Raw genomic sequence first — 18,334 nt, 5'->3', positions numbered from 1 at the left:
CCTCCGATCAATCATATTTACGAGGACGTGGGGTGACCAGCGATGTGTTGATTTCTTCATAACTGATATCAGGCTGGCCATTGTTATTAACCGCAATTGTGCTTTTCAACCATTTTTCATTGTTGGCTTCAAACTTTATCATATAATCCAGATGATCTGGTTTGAAATTGTCTGCTTTGACACCACCATTCTTTTTCTGATCCAGATATTTCAGATAGCTTTCCGGTTTGAAGTCAGAAGGCTGATTCAGGTCAAAGGCTGGTTTGGAATGGGCACCACGGCACTCATCTCTCAGCAATGCGCCTTTGGTGATGATCCGGGACAAATGGATCATGTTGTATAACTGATTGATGAAACTCGGAACGGGATTGTTCCATTCGTAGGTATCCACACAGGCAATATTTTTCCAGCGGGCTTCCATTTCATTGATTTTATCCAATGTCGCTTCCAACCGTTTGTTTTCACGAACAATGAGAACATTGGCAATCATGAGTTCACCAAGTTCAGCATGAAGTTCGTAGGGATTTTCCTTACCTTTCATTTTTTTGATGGAAGTATAACGTTCATTCCATTGTTTTGCGGCGTTTTCAAAAATAGTGTTAGCCATGCCGTCTGCGGATTGAGGCACATTTTTAACATAATTCATCACACCGGGAGCCATCATCATACCAGCATAGATGCAACTCAGCAGTGAGTTTGCGCCCAGACGGTTTGCGCCATGATATTGATAATCCGCTTCACCCGCGGCATAAAGTCCCTGAATGGAGGTCATCTGATTGCGTGGAGACTGATGATTGATTCTTCCATCTTTAGAGGCTTCATAATCGGTCCAGATTCCACCCATGGAATAATGAACAGCAGGAAAGATTTCCATCGGATTTTCACGTGGATCCACACCGGTGAATTTTTCATAGATTTCCAAAATTCCGCCAAGTCGACGATCCAGAAATTCTCGAGAGTGATGGGTCAGGTCCAGATAGACCCTGTTTTCTCCACCAACACCCAAATCCTGATTGATGCAGATGTCATATATTTCACGGGAAGCCACATCGCGTGGAACCAGGTTTTTAAATAGTGGATAGCGTTCTTCCAGAAAATAATAGCGTTCGGCTTCTGGAATTTCCTTTGGTGGTCGGGTGTCGCCCTTCTTTTTTGGAACCCAGACACGTCCACCTTCACCTCGTGCGGATTCACTCATAAGCCTGAGTTTATCCTGCCCGGGAATCGCGGTGGGATGAATCTGAATGAATTCACCATTGCCATATTTTGCGCCTTGCAGATAGGCTGAGGTGGTGGCTGTTCCTGTGCAGACCATGGAGTTGGTTGACCGTCCATAAACCAGTCCGGGTCCACCTGTGGCCAGAATCACAGCGTCTCCGCGAACGCCCTGAATTTCTCCGGAGCGCAGATTATGGATCACTGCGCCGACACAACGACCGGTATCATCCTGAACAGCCCCCAGATATTCGTGCCATTCCAGTTTTTCAACAAGCCCTTCAACTTCATAGCGCCGAACCTGTTCATCAAGTGTATACAGCAACTGTTGACCAGTGGTCGCACCTGCGAAAGCTGTCCTGTGGTGGAGGGTTCCGCCGAAACGTCTGAAATCCAGATTTCCTTCCGGGGTGCGGTTGAAGGTTACTCCCATGCGAGCCATCAGATTGATGACAAATGGCGCATTGTAGCACATATCCTTACAAAGCGGTTGATGGGCCAGAAAATCTCCCCCCTTGACCGTATCGTAAAAATGAATTTCCGGTGAATCGCCTTCACCCTTGATATTGACAGCACCGTTGATTCCCCCCTGTGCGCACACCGAATGAGATCTTTTGACCGGAAGGAACGAAACCAGCAATACCGGCATTCCCTGTTCCGCAAGTTTCATGGTGGCCGCTAATCCTGCCAGTCCGCCGCCAATTACAATTACACGTTGTTTTGCCATAAATAAAACTCCTTTTTGAGCGGGTTATAAAATACCCGGGTTATACAGGCTATTACCAGATTGCAGATATTGCATAATAAGCACTGATGGTGAGGAGAACAAACACAAGAATGCTGATAGAACGAATTCTGTCCTGTGCCTTGGCGGTCAGGGCAATTCCCCATGTCATGCAGAAAGTGTTGATGCCGTTTGAAAAGTGAAAGGTCGCACCCAGAATTCCGAATACATAAACAGCCTTGGTGACCAATGCTGTTGGTGAGTGATAGCCTTCATTCAGATGTTGCCAATGTGCGCCCCATGTACCGGCAAGCATGGGTTGAACTTTGGTAAAAAACAGATGACCTCCGATAAAAAGAAATACACCGGCACCACTCAAACGCTGAAGCCAGTACAGTAAATGATTGAAATATTTGTAGGTTGGCTGGATCTTTGCTTGCACAGCCAGCTTGATACCAAGAATAGTGTGGAATAACAAAGGCAGATACACCAGAAAAACGAGAATCCAGATCGCAAGTGGACTGTCATAGAAACTGTTCACTTTGGCATTGTAAATGTCGGCACCCGCATGCAGAAATAACTGCAGATACAGATGGTATACCAGAAACAGCCCGACAGGGATAATTCCTGTGAGACTGTGCAGTCTGCGTGTCACATAAGCAGAATCCATAGCGTTTCTCTCCATTAAAGTTGCAAAATGTTCAGAATGTCGGTGGGACACCCATGCTTCTAAGAAAAGCGTCACCAAAGGTCAATCGAAAAATTATGGAAACAACAAGGCATGTCGGAATTACCTTTGCGCGTTTTCCCAAAATCGGGACTGTAAAGACCCGATTGTGCAACCCCGACTATTCAAATCCCGCACTATCAACGCACCAGGCTCTTGATATCTATATTGCACTGTTGAAAGATTTAATGCTCCGACTGGAAACCCTTCATCATGTCGACTGGTTTGTTCTGGTGGGCGGCACGGACAAGCAGGGATTGTCGAATTTCAAAGAAATGTTTGGACTGCAACGGGTTCATTGTGAGCTAATCCCTGAAATTTCAGGAGATATCGGGAATTTGATGGAACACTGTTTTGAAATGTTTCATTTTCGTGGATACAACTCACTGGTACTGACAGGAAGTGATACGCCATTTCTTTCTGTAAACCATATTGACGCGGCGTTTGCACAACTGGAACACAACCAAATGGTTTTGGGACCAGACAAGGGTGGGGGAATTTATCTGGCAGGATACCAACAACCGCTGGGACTTATGAAGCATGGAATTACCTGGAGTCAAGGCGTTGATTTCACTCAAATATGTGACCGTTGCAAACATGCAGGAATTTCGTATCAAACGCTACCTGTGGAAATTGACATAGACACCACCTCTGATCTCAAGGCAATTGTGAATCAAATCGAATCCTGTCCTCTGCTCAAAAAAGAGATTCACTCTCTGTGGAACAGTATTGAAGCATTGTTCGCCGATGGCATCATGCTTGAACAATAAACTCTTGATTACTGAATATGGAACCACTAATTTAAGATAGTGATTGCCGTTTCAGAGTTTTTTCTCATGATTTCTCATCTTCAGCTCGAAATGACACAGTCAACCCGCTGTCATCCCGAACAACGTGAGGAACCTTTACAAACTAAAATTTTCAGATTGGGTTTGTTTTATACACAGCACCCTAAATATTTTTGCCCGCTATGAATCATCCAAATAATGACAACAGCATGAAATTTTTGAACTATCTCCGGCCGATGATCATCTGGAGCGTTGCCCTGTATTTGTGTATCACGATCGTCTCCGCAGGTGAGTTGGTGTTGGTGACAGGTGATGTCCTGAATGTCAGGCATGAACCGGATGGGAACCGGATTGGCCGTGTCTATTGGGGACAGCAGTTTGAATTATTACAGCGACAGGATTCCTGGGGAATGATCCAGTTTGAACGCGATCACATGGGATGGGTGCACCTGGACTATGTGCAAACTGTGAAATCGCCTGAGGGGCGTCATACCGTAGAACAATATTGTCAGGATTTGAATCAGGAATTCAAAAAATTGCGCTGGCAAGACATTGATTGCAAGCCTGAAGAATGGCAGAATAATTTTTTTTCAGTTCAGGGACGTCCGTTGATTTACACAATCATTGGAGAAAAAGCTCCGACCTCCCTGCTCATTTGTAGCGTCCATTCGGATGAAAATACTTCTTATCAATGTTTCAGACTGGTTCAGTGGTTGAAAGAAAATCCATCAGCTCTCAAAACAAAACTGGTTATTGTGCCGCTTATCAATCCTGACGGCTTTTTCGGGCAGTATAAAACACGAACCAACGCAAATCGAATTGATCTCAACCGGAACCTTCCGACCAGTGACTGGTATCAAATGGCACAAAAGGCGTGGGGTCGACATTATCAGCGTGACAAGCGGCTTTATCCCGGCGAATTGGCTAATTCCGAGCCGGAAAACCAGTTTTTGATTTCCCTCATGAGCACCTATTCTCCGGATAAACTGTTTTCCATCCATTCTCCGCTCAATTTTCTTGATCTGGATTATATGGATGAATCGATTGATGACAAGGCTGTCCAGGAAGTGAACGAAAAAGCCAATGCCCTGGCTGTTCAATTTACTGAAGAAAGTCAGTTTGTCTATAAGGATTACCGCACCTTTCCCGGAAGCCTCGGACGTTATGGCGATGAATGGAAAATTCCGGTTTACACCCTCGAAATGCCCTCCTCGGATCCATTCCAGGCTCATAAGTATTTTGAACGGTTCCGCAGTAGTTTTGTGAAAACATTCAATGCGATTCTGGGCACACAACGCACAGCCCTCAAGGAACAATCTACTCCACCACTCATGTAAATCATGCTCACACTGGGACAATGTTTTGAGAAAACCGTCCGACAATATCCCCATCAGGGACTGAGTTTTCCCGATTTTTTTATTTCCTGGCAGAATTTGAATGATTCAGCCCTGCAATTGTCACAAGGGTTGATGCGATCAGGTATTTCGTCAGGTTCTATTGTCGCGATTTGCCTTCCAAACGGTCTGGAACTGGCGCTTCTCCACCTGGCTGTCATTCATTCCGGTGCAATAGCGCTCCCGTTGAACCCCAGATTCACAGCACGAGAACTAAACTACATTCTGCAGGATTCCGAAGCGACCATGCTGTTCACTGACGGATTTTTTCAGCAGTCCCATGCGGAACCTCTGAAGAAACTGCCATCTCTGAAAAAATGGATCGATCTCCAAGCCCATCCAGCGGAATACGCTAATCTGTTTTTGTCAGGGGAATCTGCACCAACCCCGGCAGAAAACGCCGATCAAATCGCCTATATCTGCTACACGTCCGGCACGACAGGTCAACCTAAAGGGGCATGCCTCACCCATGGCAATATTGTTTCCAATCTACAGAGCCTGTTCCAAAATTGGGAAATCACCCCCAACGACAACTTGCTACTCAGTTTACCCATGTTTCATGTTCATGGATTGATGCTGGGGTTGCTTGGATGTTTCATTCGGGGACACTCCGCTCATATCATGACAGCCTTTGACGTCGATGTGGTATTGGATCTTATCATCAGACAACGGATCACCCTGTTCATGGGGGTTCCCACCATGTATGCCCGTTTTGCCCAATCATCCCGCCTGGAGGAATTGAGACATTCTGCCATGCGCTTATTCACTTCAGGTTCAGCCGCGTTGAGTCAGGCCTTGTTTGACCAGTTCCATGCACGAACAGGATATCGGATTGTTGAACGTTATGGCCTGACAGAAACGATGATCAACACCACAAATCCTTATCAGGGGGAACAGAGACCGGGAACGGTGGGGTTGCCACTGGAGGGAATTCAACTGCGTCTGATGGATGCCACTGGAAAAGAATGCGCTACTGGCCAAATAGGAGAAATTGAGATCAAAGGTCCCAATGTGTTTTTAGGATATTATCGCCGTGAAGACGCAACGAAAGCCTGTTTTCATGAGGGCTGGTTCCGCACGGGTGATTCCGGTTGTTACGATGCGTCCGGATACTTGCGGATTGTTGGCAGGATCAAGGAATTGATCATCTCCGGAGGATTCAATATTTATCCGGGTGAGATCGAACACGTCATCGAATCTCTCGAAGGTATCAGTGAATGCGCCGTTGTCGGGATTCCGAATGAGGAGTGGGGCGAAGTGGTGTGTGCGGTGATGGTCAAAAAAGGCAGTGTTCCTGTGGATGACACTCTGGTGAAATCATTTTGCCAAAAAAATTTGGCGGCATATAAAATTCCGAAAAAATACTTATTCACCGACAGCCTGCCCCGAAACGCGATGGGGAAAATTCAGAAACACCTCATTTCGCAGGCTCTCAATTCTGGACAACATTAACTCGGCTGAGATCATTCATCGTGAGGCAATTTGAACTGTTCAATGATAGAATGCAACCGTGTCGCCACATTTTCCAGATAATTGGTCGTGTGGTCCAGTTCCTGTGTGGTGTGGGACAAGCGCCCCGCGCTGGTGACCGTATTCTGGCTGATATTGTCCAGAATTTTGAGTGTGTCTTCCACATGAATAATTTCTTCCCGGTGTTTGGAAATTGAATCCGCGATGGTGTCAATCAATCCGCTGGCTTTCTGAACACTGTTCAAAATATCTTTTAGCGCGCGTCCTGTATTTTCCACCAGTTCTGTTCCATTATTGACCCGTTCCGTACTTTCAGTGATCAGATCAAAAATTTCCTGGGTGGCCCCTGCGGATCGTTCGGCAAGGTGACGAATTTCATCAGCGACAACGGCAAATCCTTTTCCCATTTCGCCCGCTTTGGCGGCTTCGATGGCGGCATTCAGGGACAGCAGATTGGTTTGATTGGTGATATCGGTAATAACAGCGACAATCGCTTCAATTTTCCCGGAGCTCTCCTCGATCTGCTTCATGGCCTCCACAGTATGTGTTACCGCAATTTCTCCATCTCGAGCCTGCTTGCTGACAGCCCTGGCTGAAGACAAGGCTTCATGAGTGCTGTTCGTCACATGCCGGATGGTGGTATTCATGGCATCCATGGATGACGATGCTTCCTTCACAGTTTTGGCCTGATTGTCCGCACCGGTCACGATGGTTTTGACACTGCTACTGGTTCTGTTAGCGGATTGGGTCATGGCATGAGCCACTTTTTCAACCTCAAGCCCGGTTTTCAGCACATTGCTGAAGGTGCGTGTGAGATCTTTTTTCATGGAATTCAGGGCTTCCGCGATTTCTCCGACTTCATCGCTGGTTGTGATATGCAGACTGGGCTGTGTGAGGTTTCCCTTGGCAATATGGTTTAATTGCAGAATGGTATGTTTCAGGGGATTGGTTATTTGCCGGGACAGAATAATACTGAGTGCGATGCCAACCAGCACATTGAAGATCAGTATGAGAAACTGCAAACGCACCGCACGATTTTCCAGATGATAGATGGTTTCAGCAATTTTGGTGAATTCCTGATTGGATTGAACCATCGTTTCCTGCATTTCCAGAAAATCAAGGTTTGGATTGGCCAGAACCTGATTGTTACGCTCAACAAGACGACTGATCTGTTGTGATTCCCTGCCAATTTCCTTAAAGTTGGAGTATGCCGCAAATACATTGAGCAGGATCAATCCAAGTAAAAAAATATTCAATCCGTTGATTTTCAGATTAATGCTGAACTTCATGTGTCATCCTGTCTGGAATGGTGCGACAATAGCTGTTTTTCTTGATAAAAACAGTCTATTTAAGAACTACAATGAGAGTTTAACAAGCGTCAAGCGGAAATCAAGCATACGAGGCGTGTTATTTTATATTTTTAGATTCAAGGAACTCATCATAGGTGCTGTACTGATCGACTGTGATTGTGACATCAATATTAATAATTCGGTTTGCCACGGTTTGAATGAATTCGTGATCATGTGAAGTGAACAACAACGCGCCTTTAAAACGCCGTAAGCCTTCATTGACGGCAGTAATGCTTTCCAGATCCAGATGATTTGTGGGTCCATCCAGAATTAAAGTATTTGCCCCGGAAACCATCATTTTCGCCAGCATACAACGTACTTTTTCGCCCCCCGAAAGAACATTGGTCTTTTTAAGGGATTCATCCCGGGAAAAGAGCATTTTCCCCAAAAATCCACGTATGAAGGATTCATCCTGATCCTCGGAATATTGCCTTAACCAGTTGATCAAATCATATTGCCCGGCATCAAAATAGGCCGAGTTATCACTGGGGAAATAGCCTTGAGTCGTGCTGGGTCCCCACACATAACTTCCAGAATCAGCTTGTTGTTCTCCCATTAATATCTGAAACAGAGTCGTCTTGGCAATATCGTTATTTCCCAAAAAAACCACCTTGTCATCTTTGTATAGGGAAAAACTTATATTATCGAGAAGTTTTACACCGTCGATCGTTTTGCTCAAGCCCTCAACCGTTAAAATATTTTTTCCCAATTCCCGTTTGGGTTCAAAATGCACAAAGGGATATTTTCGTGTGGAAACAGGTAAATCCTTCAAATCCAGTTTTTCCAACTGTTTTTGTCTGGATGTCGCTTGTCGTGCTTTGGACGCGTTTGCGCTGAATCGCTGAATGAAGCTTTTCAACTCTTTGGCCTTGTCTTCATTTTTTTTCTTTGCGTCAGAACGAAGTGTCTGGGCTAATTCAGACGATGTTCTCCAGAAATCATAATTTCCCGTATAAACAGTGATCTTGCCAAAGTCGATATCTGCCATATGCGTGCAAACTTTGTTCAAAAAATGGCGATCATGGGACACCACGATGACAGTGTTTTTGAAATCCAGCAAAAAGTTCTCAAGCCAGTTGATTGTCTTGATATCCTGATGGTTGGTGGGCTCATCCAGTAACAGAATATCAGGTTGCCCGAAAAGAGCCTGGGCCAGAAGAATCTTTAATTTATCATCTTCCTTCATGTCTTTCATATATTTGGTAAAATCTTCCTGTTTTATCCCTAAATCCGCCAATAATTTTTCGGCTTCGGATTCTGCTTCCCAGCCATTCATTTCCGCAAAAGCGGTTTCCAGATCCGCGGCTCTTAAACCATCTTCCTCAGAAAAATCAGGTTTCAGATAAATAGCCTCTTTTTCCTCCATGATTTCCACCAGTTTTTTATTTCCCATGAGTACTGTTTTGAACACCTGATATTCATCATAGGCAAAATGATCTTGCTCCAGAACGGATAATCGGTTCCCCGGGGTGATACTGACGGTTCCAGAATTACTTTCAATTTTTCCTGAAAGAATTTTGAGAAAAGTTGATTTCCCGGCACCATTCGCGCCAATCAGTCCGTAACAATTTCCCGGTGTGAATTTAATATTAACTTCATCAAAAAGTTTTTTACCCGCAAAGCTTAAACTAATATTATTTGTACTGATCATGGTTTTTCATCCTGAATAATTTTGTTGAATTTGAGGCATGGCAAATCCCCACACACGGGATCTTTCTAAAGTTTTCCTTTGATATTTAGAATCAAATTTTTGGTATAGGCACAAAATTCCGGACCAGAGTCCGCTGAAGGTGTTTTGGATAAATATCCGGGCATTTATGGAAATTTATACCGTTTAGACCCACATACTGAAGCACTCTCGATTCGTATTATGTCGTGTATTGATTTTTACTCGACAGTGGTAAGTTCTCAGCTTTCAATTTTTTGAACTAATTGAAATTAGTATGGTTTTTATATAAGCCTAAAAGTTGCTTTGAAAGTTTGATGTTCATAAAAAATTTAATTTCAATGATTTACGAAAAGCTGAAGGCTGATAACTGAAAACTTACAACTCTTGAGATTTTTATTAGAATTTTGGAATGCCTGTGTTTTCAAGGCTTGAAGAAGGTGGCCAGAGAGAGAATCGAACCTCCGACACGAGGATTTTCAGTCCCACTTTCACTCATTCATAATTTGTTGATAAATAAGCGCTATTTTATCTGATTCTTTTTCTGTGTACGATTCGAGGCAAAGCCAGAGATTGTTCCAACATGTGTTTTTTATTGGTATAATGCTTCAGGGTGGTTTGTGGATTGGCATGACCTGCCATTGCCTGAACCAGTGAAACCGGAGCACCAATAATCAGCAAAGGAGTGATTCCTGATTTCCGCCATTCATGCAGGGGATCAATAGCAGGGTTAAATCCTAATATCCAGTTTTTCCTTCTAACCGCCTGAGTGAGTTTATCCAGTTCCTTATATTTTTTTCTCCTATGCCATAATCATGATTTCGCGGCAGATTCGTTTCAGCGCGTTTTGGGTTCGGGACTGCAACAAATTACGAAGGATAACCTCCTCCCGGACACGCACCCAGTCTCTCGAAACAAAAAAAAGTTCCACCAATTGCACCGAATTCTGATGAAAAAGTGTCCCTGATGTGAATGAGAGGCTGTATCGGTCGTGATTCATTTCAACCATGCTGGAATTTGATCCATATATTCAAATATCGCATCACATAAACAACTGATGAATGATGGAACTTTTATTTTGCGCCAGCTTTTTTCAGGAGTTTGGTGATTTTTTTGTGCTGTCGCTGATTCGCCAGACTGAGGGGCGACCGCTGTGCGTCATCAGAAACATTAGGATTTGCTCCGGCTTCCAGTAAAAGTTCCACCAGGTCATCATGGCCCCGATAGGCGGCCCACATCAGGGGAGTCCATTTGTTGTCATCCCAGGGATCAGGAATGGCCCCCTGTTTGAGGCAAAGCTTCACAATTTTCAAATGCCCCCGACTTGCGGCTTTCAACAGGACCTGATCAATATCAGTTCGATGGTTGACCAGCAGTTTGACCAGTTCATAATGCCCTTCCAGGGCGGCGGCATGGGTCATTTTTTCAACCAGTTCCCGGACGACCTCCAGATTCCCTTTCTGGGCGGCTTCCACGTAATAATCTTCTTGTGACATAAACTCTCCTTGATTGTTCTGTTGGTAAAAAGTTACTCATTGCAACTCTCAAAGGCACCATGATACACACACATCCTGAGAGTCGCTGTTTATCTGTTGTCAGTCTTTTATAAAAATTTCAACACCTGTAACCGTATGTCCTCAAAAAAATTTGGTACCTTCGGAGGCGTGTTCACTCCTTCGATCCTGACAATTCTCGGTGTGATCATGTACATGCGCCTGCCCTGGATCACAGGCAATGCCGGGATTTATATGACTGTCGGAATCATTGTGATCGCGCATGTGATTTCAGTGACGACAGGTTTGAGCATTTCAACGATCGCTACGGATAAAAAAGTAGAAGGTGGCGGTTCCTATTTCATGATTTCCAGAAGTTTGGGTCTCCCGATTGGCGGAACACTGGGACTGGCGTTGTTCGTGGGACTGTCTTTCAGCGTGAGTCTGTATCTGATTGGTTTTTCCGAAAGTTTTCTGGGATTCTGGGGCTGGGAGCAAACCATCAATAACATTCGAATCGCGGGAACTGTCTCGTTGCTGGCGGTCACCACCCTGACGTTTATCAGCACCTCCCTAGCGGTAAAAAGCCAGTATTTCATTATGGTGACCATCGCCCTGTCACTGTTGTCCGTATTTTTGGGAACCCCGCCCCAAATTCCGGAGTCACCGCATTTGATGCCCATGGACAATGCGCCGGGCATGATGATTTTATTTGGTATCTTTTTCCCGGCAGTGACAGGTTTTGAAGCGGGTGTTTCCATGTCAGGCGACCTCGAAGATCCCAAGAAATCCATCCCGCTGGGCACAATCATCGCCATTGCGCTGGGATTGGTGATTTATATGGGAATTGCCATTTTTCTGGGGTTCAGAATCATGCCTGAGGCCCTGGTCAATAATCCGAAAATCCTATTGGAAGCTTCGCTGTATCCTCCGCTGGTTATTGCCGGAATCTGGTCAGCCACCGTGTCTTCCGCGATTGGAAGTATCCTTGGCGCCCCCCGTATTTTGCAGGCGACATCCATTGATAAAATCACTCCCGCGATATTTGGCAAGGGACATGGAAAAGACAATGAACCCCGCAACGCGCTGATGCTGACATTCCTGATTGCTGAAGCAGGAATTCTCATTGGAGAACTGGATGTCATTGCCCGGATTGTTTCAATTTTTTTTCTCACCACCTATGGTTTTCTCAATCTGACCTGCGCCATTGAAAGCTGGGCCAGTCCTGATTTCAGACCATCGTTCCGAACCCCCAGAATTCTGAGTATCATCGGCGCGCTTTCATGTGCGATCATCATGCTGGAACTGGATCTGGTCGCAATGGTTGGGGGGACTGTGATCCTGACCGGAGTTTTTTCCTATCTCAAACGCAAGGAAATGACCAGCGTCGGTGATATCTGGGCCGGAGTCTGGGGAGCGCTGGTGCGACAGGGCTTGTTCAAGTTGAGTAAGAGCGATTCACAAAGTCAGAACTGGAGGCCAAACCTTCTGTTGTTCAGTGGCGGTTCTCAGGCCAGGCCCTATCTGATGGAATTCGGAAAATGGACCATCGGACAGATGGGCATGCTGTCTGATTTTGATCTGGTTGAAAATCCGACCGCCAAAATTCTGTTTCCCCGCTCCAAACAGATTGTGGTCTCTGAAGATGAATCCATACCGGGCGTGTTCATCCGCAAACAGGAATGCAAGGATATTTACCAGGGCATTGAAAATATCGCTCAAACGTATGGATTTTCAGGCATTGACCCTAATTCCATTCTGATGGGCTGGGGGGGCGAAACCCGGAACCCTGAAAAATTCGGACACATGATCCAGACCCTGACACAACTGGATTATAATCTGTTGTTTCTTGAATATAATTCTGAACGTGGTTTTGGCGAGCGTAAACAGATTGATGTCTGGTGGCGTGGCGCGGGAAATAATGGAAATCTGAGCCTGATGCTGGTTAAATTTTTGTTATTGTCCCCTGAATGGCGTGATACGACAGTTCGTTTCCTGATCATGACCGAAACCAGCGCCATGGTGGATACCATTTACAAAAACATGAAAAAATTGCTGGATGACGCACGACTGGATGCCACCATCAACATCATCAACAACGCCATTGAACAAAAACCATTTCCCCAAATTTTGTCAGAACAATCAGGCTCAGCGGATCTGACCATTCTGGGAATGCCGTTGATGAATGAGACCAACGCAGGTCAGATGATTAAGTCCACCAACAATCTGCTGTCTTCGCTGGGGCCTACCCTGTTGATTCATGCCTCCTCCTTTTTCAATGAAGTCGCTACGGGCATTGAATGGCATCAAACCTCCGGAGTGACCGGGCAGGAACAGGCTTTGGCGTTGTCCTTGAGTCAGTTTACGGAACATGAAAAAATTGAATTGCCGCCTGACCCGCAGTTGTCGCAGTATATCAACCGGTTGATTGCGCAGATTGAAGAAGCACTGAAACAATATATGGAATTTTATGTATTGCCTCTACGTAAAAAAAATCAGGAACTCATCAATGCGCTGACGGAAGTCGGTTATGCGGGACTGAACCGCTTTTCCAAACAGATTGGAAAAGGCGATGATCTACGAAATAAAAAAATTGTTTCCAAGATACAGGGCGATATTCTGTTTCAATTATTGCGCAACGTTTCTGAATTTGAAGACGAAGCCCTGAAACATCAAATGGAATTCTGGGATAATGGTTTGACCTGGTGGACCGGAACCATCGGCAAACTGATTCAGGATTATCCGGAGTCACTACAGGTGCTTTATCCTGAAGAAAATTTTGAACCCCAACGGCATGATGATTTCAGACTGAAAACGCTTAAATGGGTGACTCGCCAAAAGATACGCTGGCGCCATGTTCCGCCACAAGCCAACTTGTCCCTGAAAGGCTTGATTCATTATTATTTTCAACAGAAACGCGGTTCGACGCTGTGGCCGGGATTGCAGGCTGTGGGTCTTCAGCATTACAAACTTGTCAGGGAACTTCAAAATCTCTGCCATACCATCCGGGACACCCTGGGACACCTGGAAAAGCAGGGAACAGGCAATGCCTTGAATGGAGAACTGATCACCCGTCATGAAACCCGGCTTGAGAAACACCAGGAAGCACTTCAGCAAATCAATGACAGTATGTTTGAACATTATCAGACTCAATTGCTACAATCCTGTGGTAACGCCATTCAATCACTGATTCAGGAAGCCTGGATCCCCGGAAGTTCGGGCCGGTTGAAACAGATGAAAAAGCGCACTCATGAAGAAAACCTGATCGCCGGAATAGATGACTATCCCGCAACCTGGAAACACAATCAGACACTGTTGCTGGAAGTGCTGAAAATGGATTTGTTTCTGGTTTCTTTTCAACGGCGCATGACCATCATTATTCAGAAATTTGAACAGGATCTGCTGCTGAGCATCGAAAACCAGCTTATTGATAAAATTGATGTGTTTGTGGAGGATTTATCCAGAAAAACCCTGAATCCGGTGGCTGAAACTTCCGGCGTCAATGTGGCTCATTATGATGGAAAAATTTCGATTGATACCCATGAACTTGTGGAAAACATGATCAACGAACTGAGACCGGCCCTGGAAACTCTGCCGGAATCCATGGACACCATCAGCAATGTTTCGTTACAATCCTTTCAGGAGGGGCAGTTCAGCAAGATGGAGGTGCTTACCATTTATCTCCGGGAACTGGTCGAGTATTTTATTTATTCAGACTTGATAGAACCACTGGAAGCCTATCTCGAACACGCGGTGCCCCTGCTGGAAAATGCCAATCAGAACATCCATGACACCCGCAGGCTGATACTGTTCAACAGAGGTTCCAGGGAATTGCAAAGCGATGCTGACAGTGACAAAACGCTGGAACTCTGGCTGGAGCAGGAGAAAACCCGCATTTTACGTGAAAAGGAACAAATCACCCTCATCCAGCATGAACTCGATGAATTGTTTGAAAAACAGCTCAAACTGACCTCGGACAAACTCAATCCATTCCTCATCATTCAGTCTTCCCGTGATCTCAAACGTTATATCCGACAACAGGAAGGCAAGCGCATGTTGTCCAATGTGGGTGAGAAACGAGAAAAACTCTACGAAGCCTTTGAATCAACGCTGGTACGTTTGATTTACCATAAAAATGAAAGTTTGCTGAAAGCGCAACGTTGGCAGCAAATGAACCATATTCATGGCGAACTGCATACGGTGCGGAACATTCTGGATACCATGATGCCCGGACATGATGTTCTGAATGCACTGCCCTTTCACTATAAACAATTGTTTCTGGGTGAACACATTCCCAACAAAAACTTCTGGGTGGGAAGAAAAGCCGAATTACGTCAGGCGGAAAAGGCCATTCAACGTTTTCGCGGTGGAACCGGAGGGGTGGTGATGATCAGCGGCAATCGCTATTCCGGAAAAACCGGGCTGACGCACATGATTCTGGAACAATACTGCAAACGTGTTCCGGTTTATCAGATCATTCCGCCCTCCGGAGGCAGTTGCAATGTGTCAGAATTCTGGAACCGCATTTCACTGGCAACCCAAAGTCAGGGATATGAGATGATGGAACATCTTCCCCCCAATTGCGTACTGGTGTTTCATGACATTGAACTCTGGTGGGAACGCAGTCCGGAAGGCATGGCTGTTTTAAGGGAAATCAGCATGATTATGGAAAAATGGGGAAATCGATATCTGATCCTCATGAATATCAATCAACATGCGTTGTCATTTATTTCAAAATTCTGGAACATTCGGGATTATTTGCTGGAACTCATCGAATGCACACCCTTCAACGCAGAAGAACTCAAGGATCTGATCATGCTCAGGCATCGGGCCAGCGGCATTAAGTTTCAACTCAAGGGAACTTCCGAGGAATCCCTGTCACCGCTCAAAATCGCGCGACTCTTCAGTCGGCATTTTGATTATGCCCATGGAAATGTCGGTGATTCCTTGCGCTCGTGGTTGACTCATACCGAGTCCGTTCAGGAAAGTACCTTGAACATCATGGATCCACACCCCCGAAATGCGGAGATCCTGTCCAATTTAACAACAGACCGTCAGATTTTGCTCCTTCAATGGATCTTGCACAAAGCACTGACGACGGAACGTTTGTGCCGGATCATGCGATGGAATGACGCCAAAATTCAGCATGAAATTCATTCCATGAAACGTGCCGGACTGATTGTGGAGCCGGAACATGGTGTATGGACGCTGAACCCCTTCATCACCTCCTGGCTGACACACTGTTTTCGTGATAAGGAGATGTTATGATTCTTGAGTTTGGAATATTGAAGTTTATACTGCTGTGTCTCTTGCTGTGGGCCGGTTTGCGTGCCGTTCATCGCTTACTGCAATGGATGGTTTCCGGCAAAACTCAGTACGCATGGCTGGAGCAGGGATTTCCTGTCATGGCCGCAATTTTCTGGGGAATCCTGCTGATCTGGAGCAGTCACGCGATTTTTGATTTACCCCGTTTATATTCAGAAATTCTGCTGGGCGTTTTGTTGTTCCTTGCCATTGGCTCCGGGTGGCCCATCATCCGGGATCTGGGCATGGGATTGTTTATCCGGATGGAAGGCTCGTTCAAGGTTCAGGAGCATATTACCGCAGGTCGCTATCAGGGACTTATCAGAAAACTGGGTTACACGGCCCTCTGGCTGGAAACCGATACCGGGACACTGGTTAAAATTCCCTATGGAACACTATCCCGTCAATGGCTACAAAAATCACCGCCCCTTCAGTCTGGTACTTTAAGGTTTTCTCTGGAAATTGCCAAACGGGGTTCCCTGGAACAACTGATCGGCGAAATCCGGCAATATATTTTGAATGTTCCCTGGACGATGATCAATAAGGCGCCCCAGATTCAAACAGTGAGGGAATCAGAAAACAGTTACGGGATCGAGATTCTGTGTTATCTGCTTGATCCCCGATATGCGCCTGTTCTGGAAAATGAACTTCATCAAAAATGGGGAATCCACTGACAGGAGAAGGCCTCCATAAAAAATCCCAGCGCCAAGGGGTTGTGTATTTTATTCGGTCATATTTTCAGACCGTTCCTCGCGGATTGGCCCTTGCTTTTCGCTAGTGGTTATGACCTTCATTGCCCTTAGGTTTCGGTCTGTTTTCTCTGTTTTCCGCCTGCTTTTACGGTTTCAATAATGAAATATTTTTTTGTGTACTTAATTTTTATTACGATATCCTCATGTAGTGATTCAATTCCCCAGATCCCCATACAAGGAAGTTTAGCAGGATACTCCATCCAGACTACGGTGGATTCTCAAATTGCAAGATATTATCTGGAAAATTATTTATCGGGCCACAAGACAAATCCAATTTTTGATGCTCAGATTGATATGGTTCATAATGAAAACCTAGAATTCCCCACAAGAAGAAGCCTTCAAAAAATATCACAGCAATATTCCACAGACTTTGCGACACTTTATTTAACGTATAAAACTTTTGAAATGCCGATCAATCAATATCTTCAACGTCTATTCGCAGAAGAGCTTCTCATAGTAAAATCTACGCCTGATCTAACAAAATTGACCAAACCTCCCCTATATTCTTCTTATATCGTCCTAATGATTCCAGGGTGGGATTATGTGGATTCTGGAGAAAAGACAGGGGCGGATTTCACCGTGCCTCGCAAATTATTATCTCAAATTGGATTAGAAAATCATCTGGTGGAGATTCCTTCAACAGGAAGTGTAGAAGAAAATTCAGAATATATTGCGAAGGACATCCTGAGATACAGTCAATCAGGGAGACCATTGCTTCTTGTTGGAGCAAGTTCTGCGGGGCCTGCCATTGCCGATGCTTTAGGAAGAAGACTTACCGCTGAACAGACCCGACAAGTCAAAGGATGGCTCAATATTGTTGGAATTCTGAAAGGAAGTCCTGTTGTAGATTCATTTCAAACTTGGCCAAAAAATTGGTTTTTATCTGGTTTCGCATGGTTTCAAGGTTGGAAAATGGAAAATATCCAGAGCATGTCAGCCCAAAATAGCCAGGCACGTTTTAAACAAATTCACATTCCCGCACATATAGTAACGGTCAATTATACAGGGTTTCCATTATCAGGCCATATTTCTGAGAGAGCGAAAACTGGTTATAATATACTATACTCACAAGGACCCAATGATGGATTTACTCTTATTGTAGATGCGTTACTGCCTCACAGCACAACTATTGTATCAATCGGTCTGGATCATTTTATTAATTTTGATCCAGAAATTAACTTAAAAACAGTGGCATTAGCTCAGACAATCATTAAATATATTGCGATTCAGTCATCTGAAAAAAAACTCTAAAAATATAAATCGGGTAGTCGGGAGTTTCTCTCTCCCAGTCCCCAGTCGGATAAGAGGGTAGTGTTACCACAACGCCCTCCAACGCAGAGTTCGTTTGTCAATTTCATACAGCTTTTCATCTTCAGCTTTTTTATCCGTCTCTTTTTGGGTGTCATCTTCCCGGGATTTTGCACGATATTCCGGTGGAATCCAGGTGCCTTC

General features: G+C 45.0%; 14 protein-coding genes. 6 read left to right on the top strand and 8 right to left on the bottom strand.

The window, feature by feature from the left end:
- Positions 1-7: 7 nt before the first annotated feature.
- Both sdhA and HQM11_13055 read right to left on the bottom strand, forming a co-directional pair.
- Positions 8-1,942, bottom strand: coding sequence for a succinate dehydrogenase flavoprotein subunit (gene sdhA / locus HQM11_13060; protein MBF0351956.1), 1,935 nt, complete (start codon positions 1,940-1,942; stop codon positions 8-10).
- A gap of 52 nt (positions 1,943-1,994) precedes the next feature.
- Positions 1,995-2,609, bottom strand: coding sequence for a succinate dehydrogenase (locus tag HQM11_13055; GenBank protein ID MBF0351955.1), 615 nt, complete (start codon positions 2,607-2,609; stop codon positions 1,995-1,997).
- 53 nt (positions 2,610-2,662) lie between these two features.
- Here HQM11_13055 and HQM11_13050 point away from each other — a divergent pair, with 53 nt between their 5' ends.
- The 3 genes from HQM11_13050 to HQM11_13040 all read left to right on the top strand — a co-directional run bounded on the left by HQM11_13050 (position 2,663) and on the right by HQM11_13040 (position 6,300).
- Positions 2,663-3,436, top strand: a complete 774-nt coding sequence (locus tag HQM11_13050; GenBank protein ID MBF0351954.1) for a glycosyltransferase — start codon at positions 2,663-2,665, stop codon at positions 3,434-3,436.
- A gap of 227 nt (positions 3,437-3,663) precedes the next feature.
- Positions 3,664-4,791, top strand: a complete 1,128-nt coding sequence (locus HQM11_13045) for a hypothetical protein (protein ID MBF0351953.1) — start codon at positions 3,664-3,666, stop codon at positions 4,789-4,791.
- 3 nt (positions 4,792-4,794) lie between these two features.
- Positions 4,795-6,300, top strand: coding sequence for an acyl--CoA ligase (locus HQM11_13040; protein ID MBF0351952.1), 1,506 nt, complete (start codon positions 4,795-4,797; stop codon positions 6,298-6,300).
- An 11-nt stretch (positions 6,301-6,311) separates the two neighbouring features.
- On the opposite strand, the gene HQM11_13035 is transcribed toward HQM11_13040, so the two are convergent.
- From HQM11_13035 to HQM11_13015, 5 genes are all read right to left on the bottom strand, one after another.
- Positions 6,312-7,607 carry a HAMP domain-containing protein gene (locus HQM11_13035; GenBank protein ID MBF0351951.1) on the bottom strand — a complete coding sequence of 432 codons (1,296 nt, stop codon included), beginning with the start codon at positions 7,605-7,607 and terminating at the stop codon, positions 6,312-6,314.
- 118 nt (positions 7,608-7,725) lie between these two features.
- Positions 7,726-9,318 carry an ATP-binding cassette domain-containing protein gene (locus tag HQM11_13030; protein MBF0351950.1) on the bottom strand — a complete coding sequence of 531 codons (1,593 nt, stop codon included), beginning with the start codon at positions 9,316-9,318 and terminating at the stop codon, positions 7,726-7,728.
- 543 nt (positions 9,319-9,861) lie between these two features.
- A complete protein-coding gene (locus tag HQM11_13025; protein ID MBF0351949.1) occupies positions 9,862-10,014 on the bottom strand; it encodes a hypothetical protein in 153 nt (50 codons plus the stop codon).
- A gap of 121 nt (positions 10,015-10,135) precedes the next feature.
- Positions 10,136-10,333: a DUF1819 family protein gene (locus tag HQM11_13020; GenBank protein ID MBF0351948.1), complete on the bottom strand. Its 198-nt coding sequence runs from the start codon at positions 10,331-10,333 to the stop codon at positions 10,136-10,138.
- Positions 10,334-10,406: 73 nt separating this feature from the next.
- Positions 10,407-10,829 carry an ankyrin repeat domain-containing protein gene (locus tag HQM11_13015; GenBank protein ID MBF0351947.1) on the bottom strand — a complete coding sequence of 141 codons (423 nt, stop codon included), beginning with the start codon at positions 10,827-10,829 and terminating at the stop codon, positions 10,407-10,409.
- 135 nt (positions 10,830-10,964) lie between these two features.
- Between HQM11_13015 and HQM11_13010 the strand changes: the two genes are divergently transcribed.
- The 3 genes from HQM11_13010 to HQM11_13000 all read left to right on the top strand — a co-directional run bounded on the left by HQM11_13010 (position 10,965) and on the right by HQM11_13000 (position 18,133).
- A complete protein-coding gene (locus HQM11_13010; GenBank protein MBF0351946.1) occupies positions 10,965-16,094 on the top strand; it encodes an amino acid permease in 5,130 nt (1,709 codons plus the stop codon).
- The gene (locus HQM11_13005; GenBank protein ID MBF0351945.1) at positions 16,091-16,804 is read left to right on the top strand and encodes a mechanosensitive ion channel family protein; all 714 of its coding nucleotides are present in this window, start codon (positions 16,091-16,093) and stop codon (positions 16,802-16,804) included. Before HQM11_13010 ends, HQM11_13005 begins: the two co-directional genes overlap by 4 nt.
- Before the next feature lie 177 nt (positions 16,805-16,981).
- Positions 16,982-18,133, top strand: a complete 1,152-nt coding sequence (locus HQM11_13000; GenBank protein ID MBF0351944.1) for a hypothetical protein — start codon at positions 16,982-16,984, stop codon at positions 18,131-18,133.
- 63 nt (positions 18,134-18,196) lie between these two features.
- Here HQM11_13000 and HQM11_12995 read toward each other — a convergent pair.
- Positions 18,197-18,334 (bottom strand): hypothetical protein (locus HQM11_12995; GenBank protein ID MBF0351943.1); only part of this gene is annotated, 138 nt, incomplete at its 5' end.

Source organism: SAR324 cluster bacterium, assembly GCA_015232315.1.
In the GTDB taxonomy this organism is placed as follows: Bacteria; SAR324; SAR324; order SAR324; family NAC60-12; genus JADFZZ01.
The sequence above is the reverse complement of the archived record's forward strand: the minus strand, read 5'-3'. Positions and strand labels throughout refer to the sequence as shown.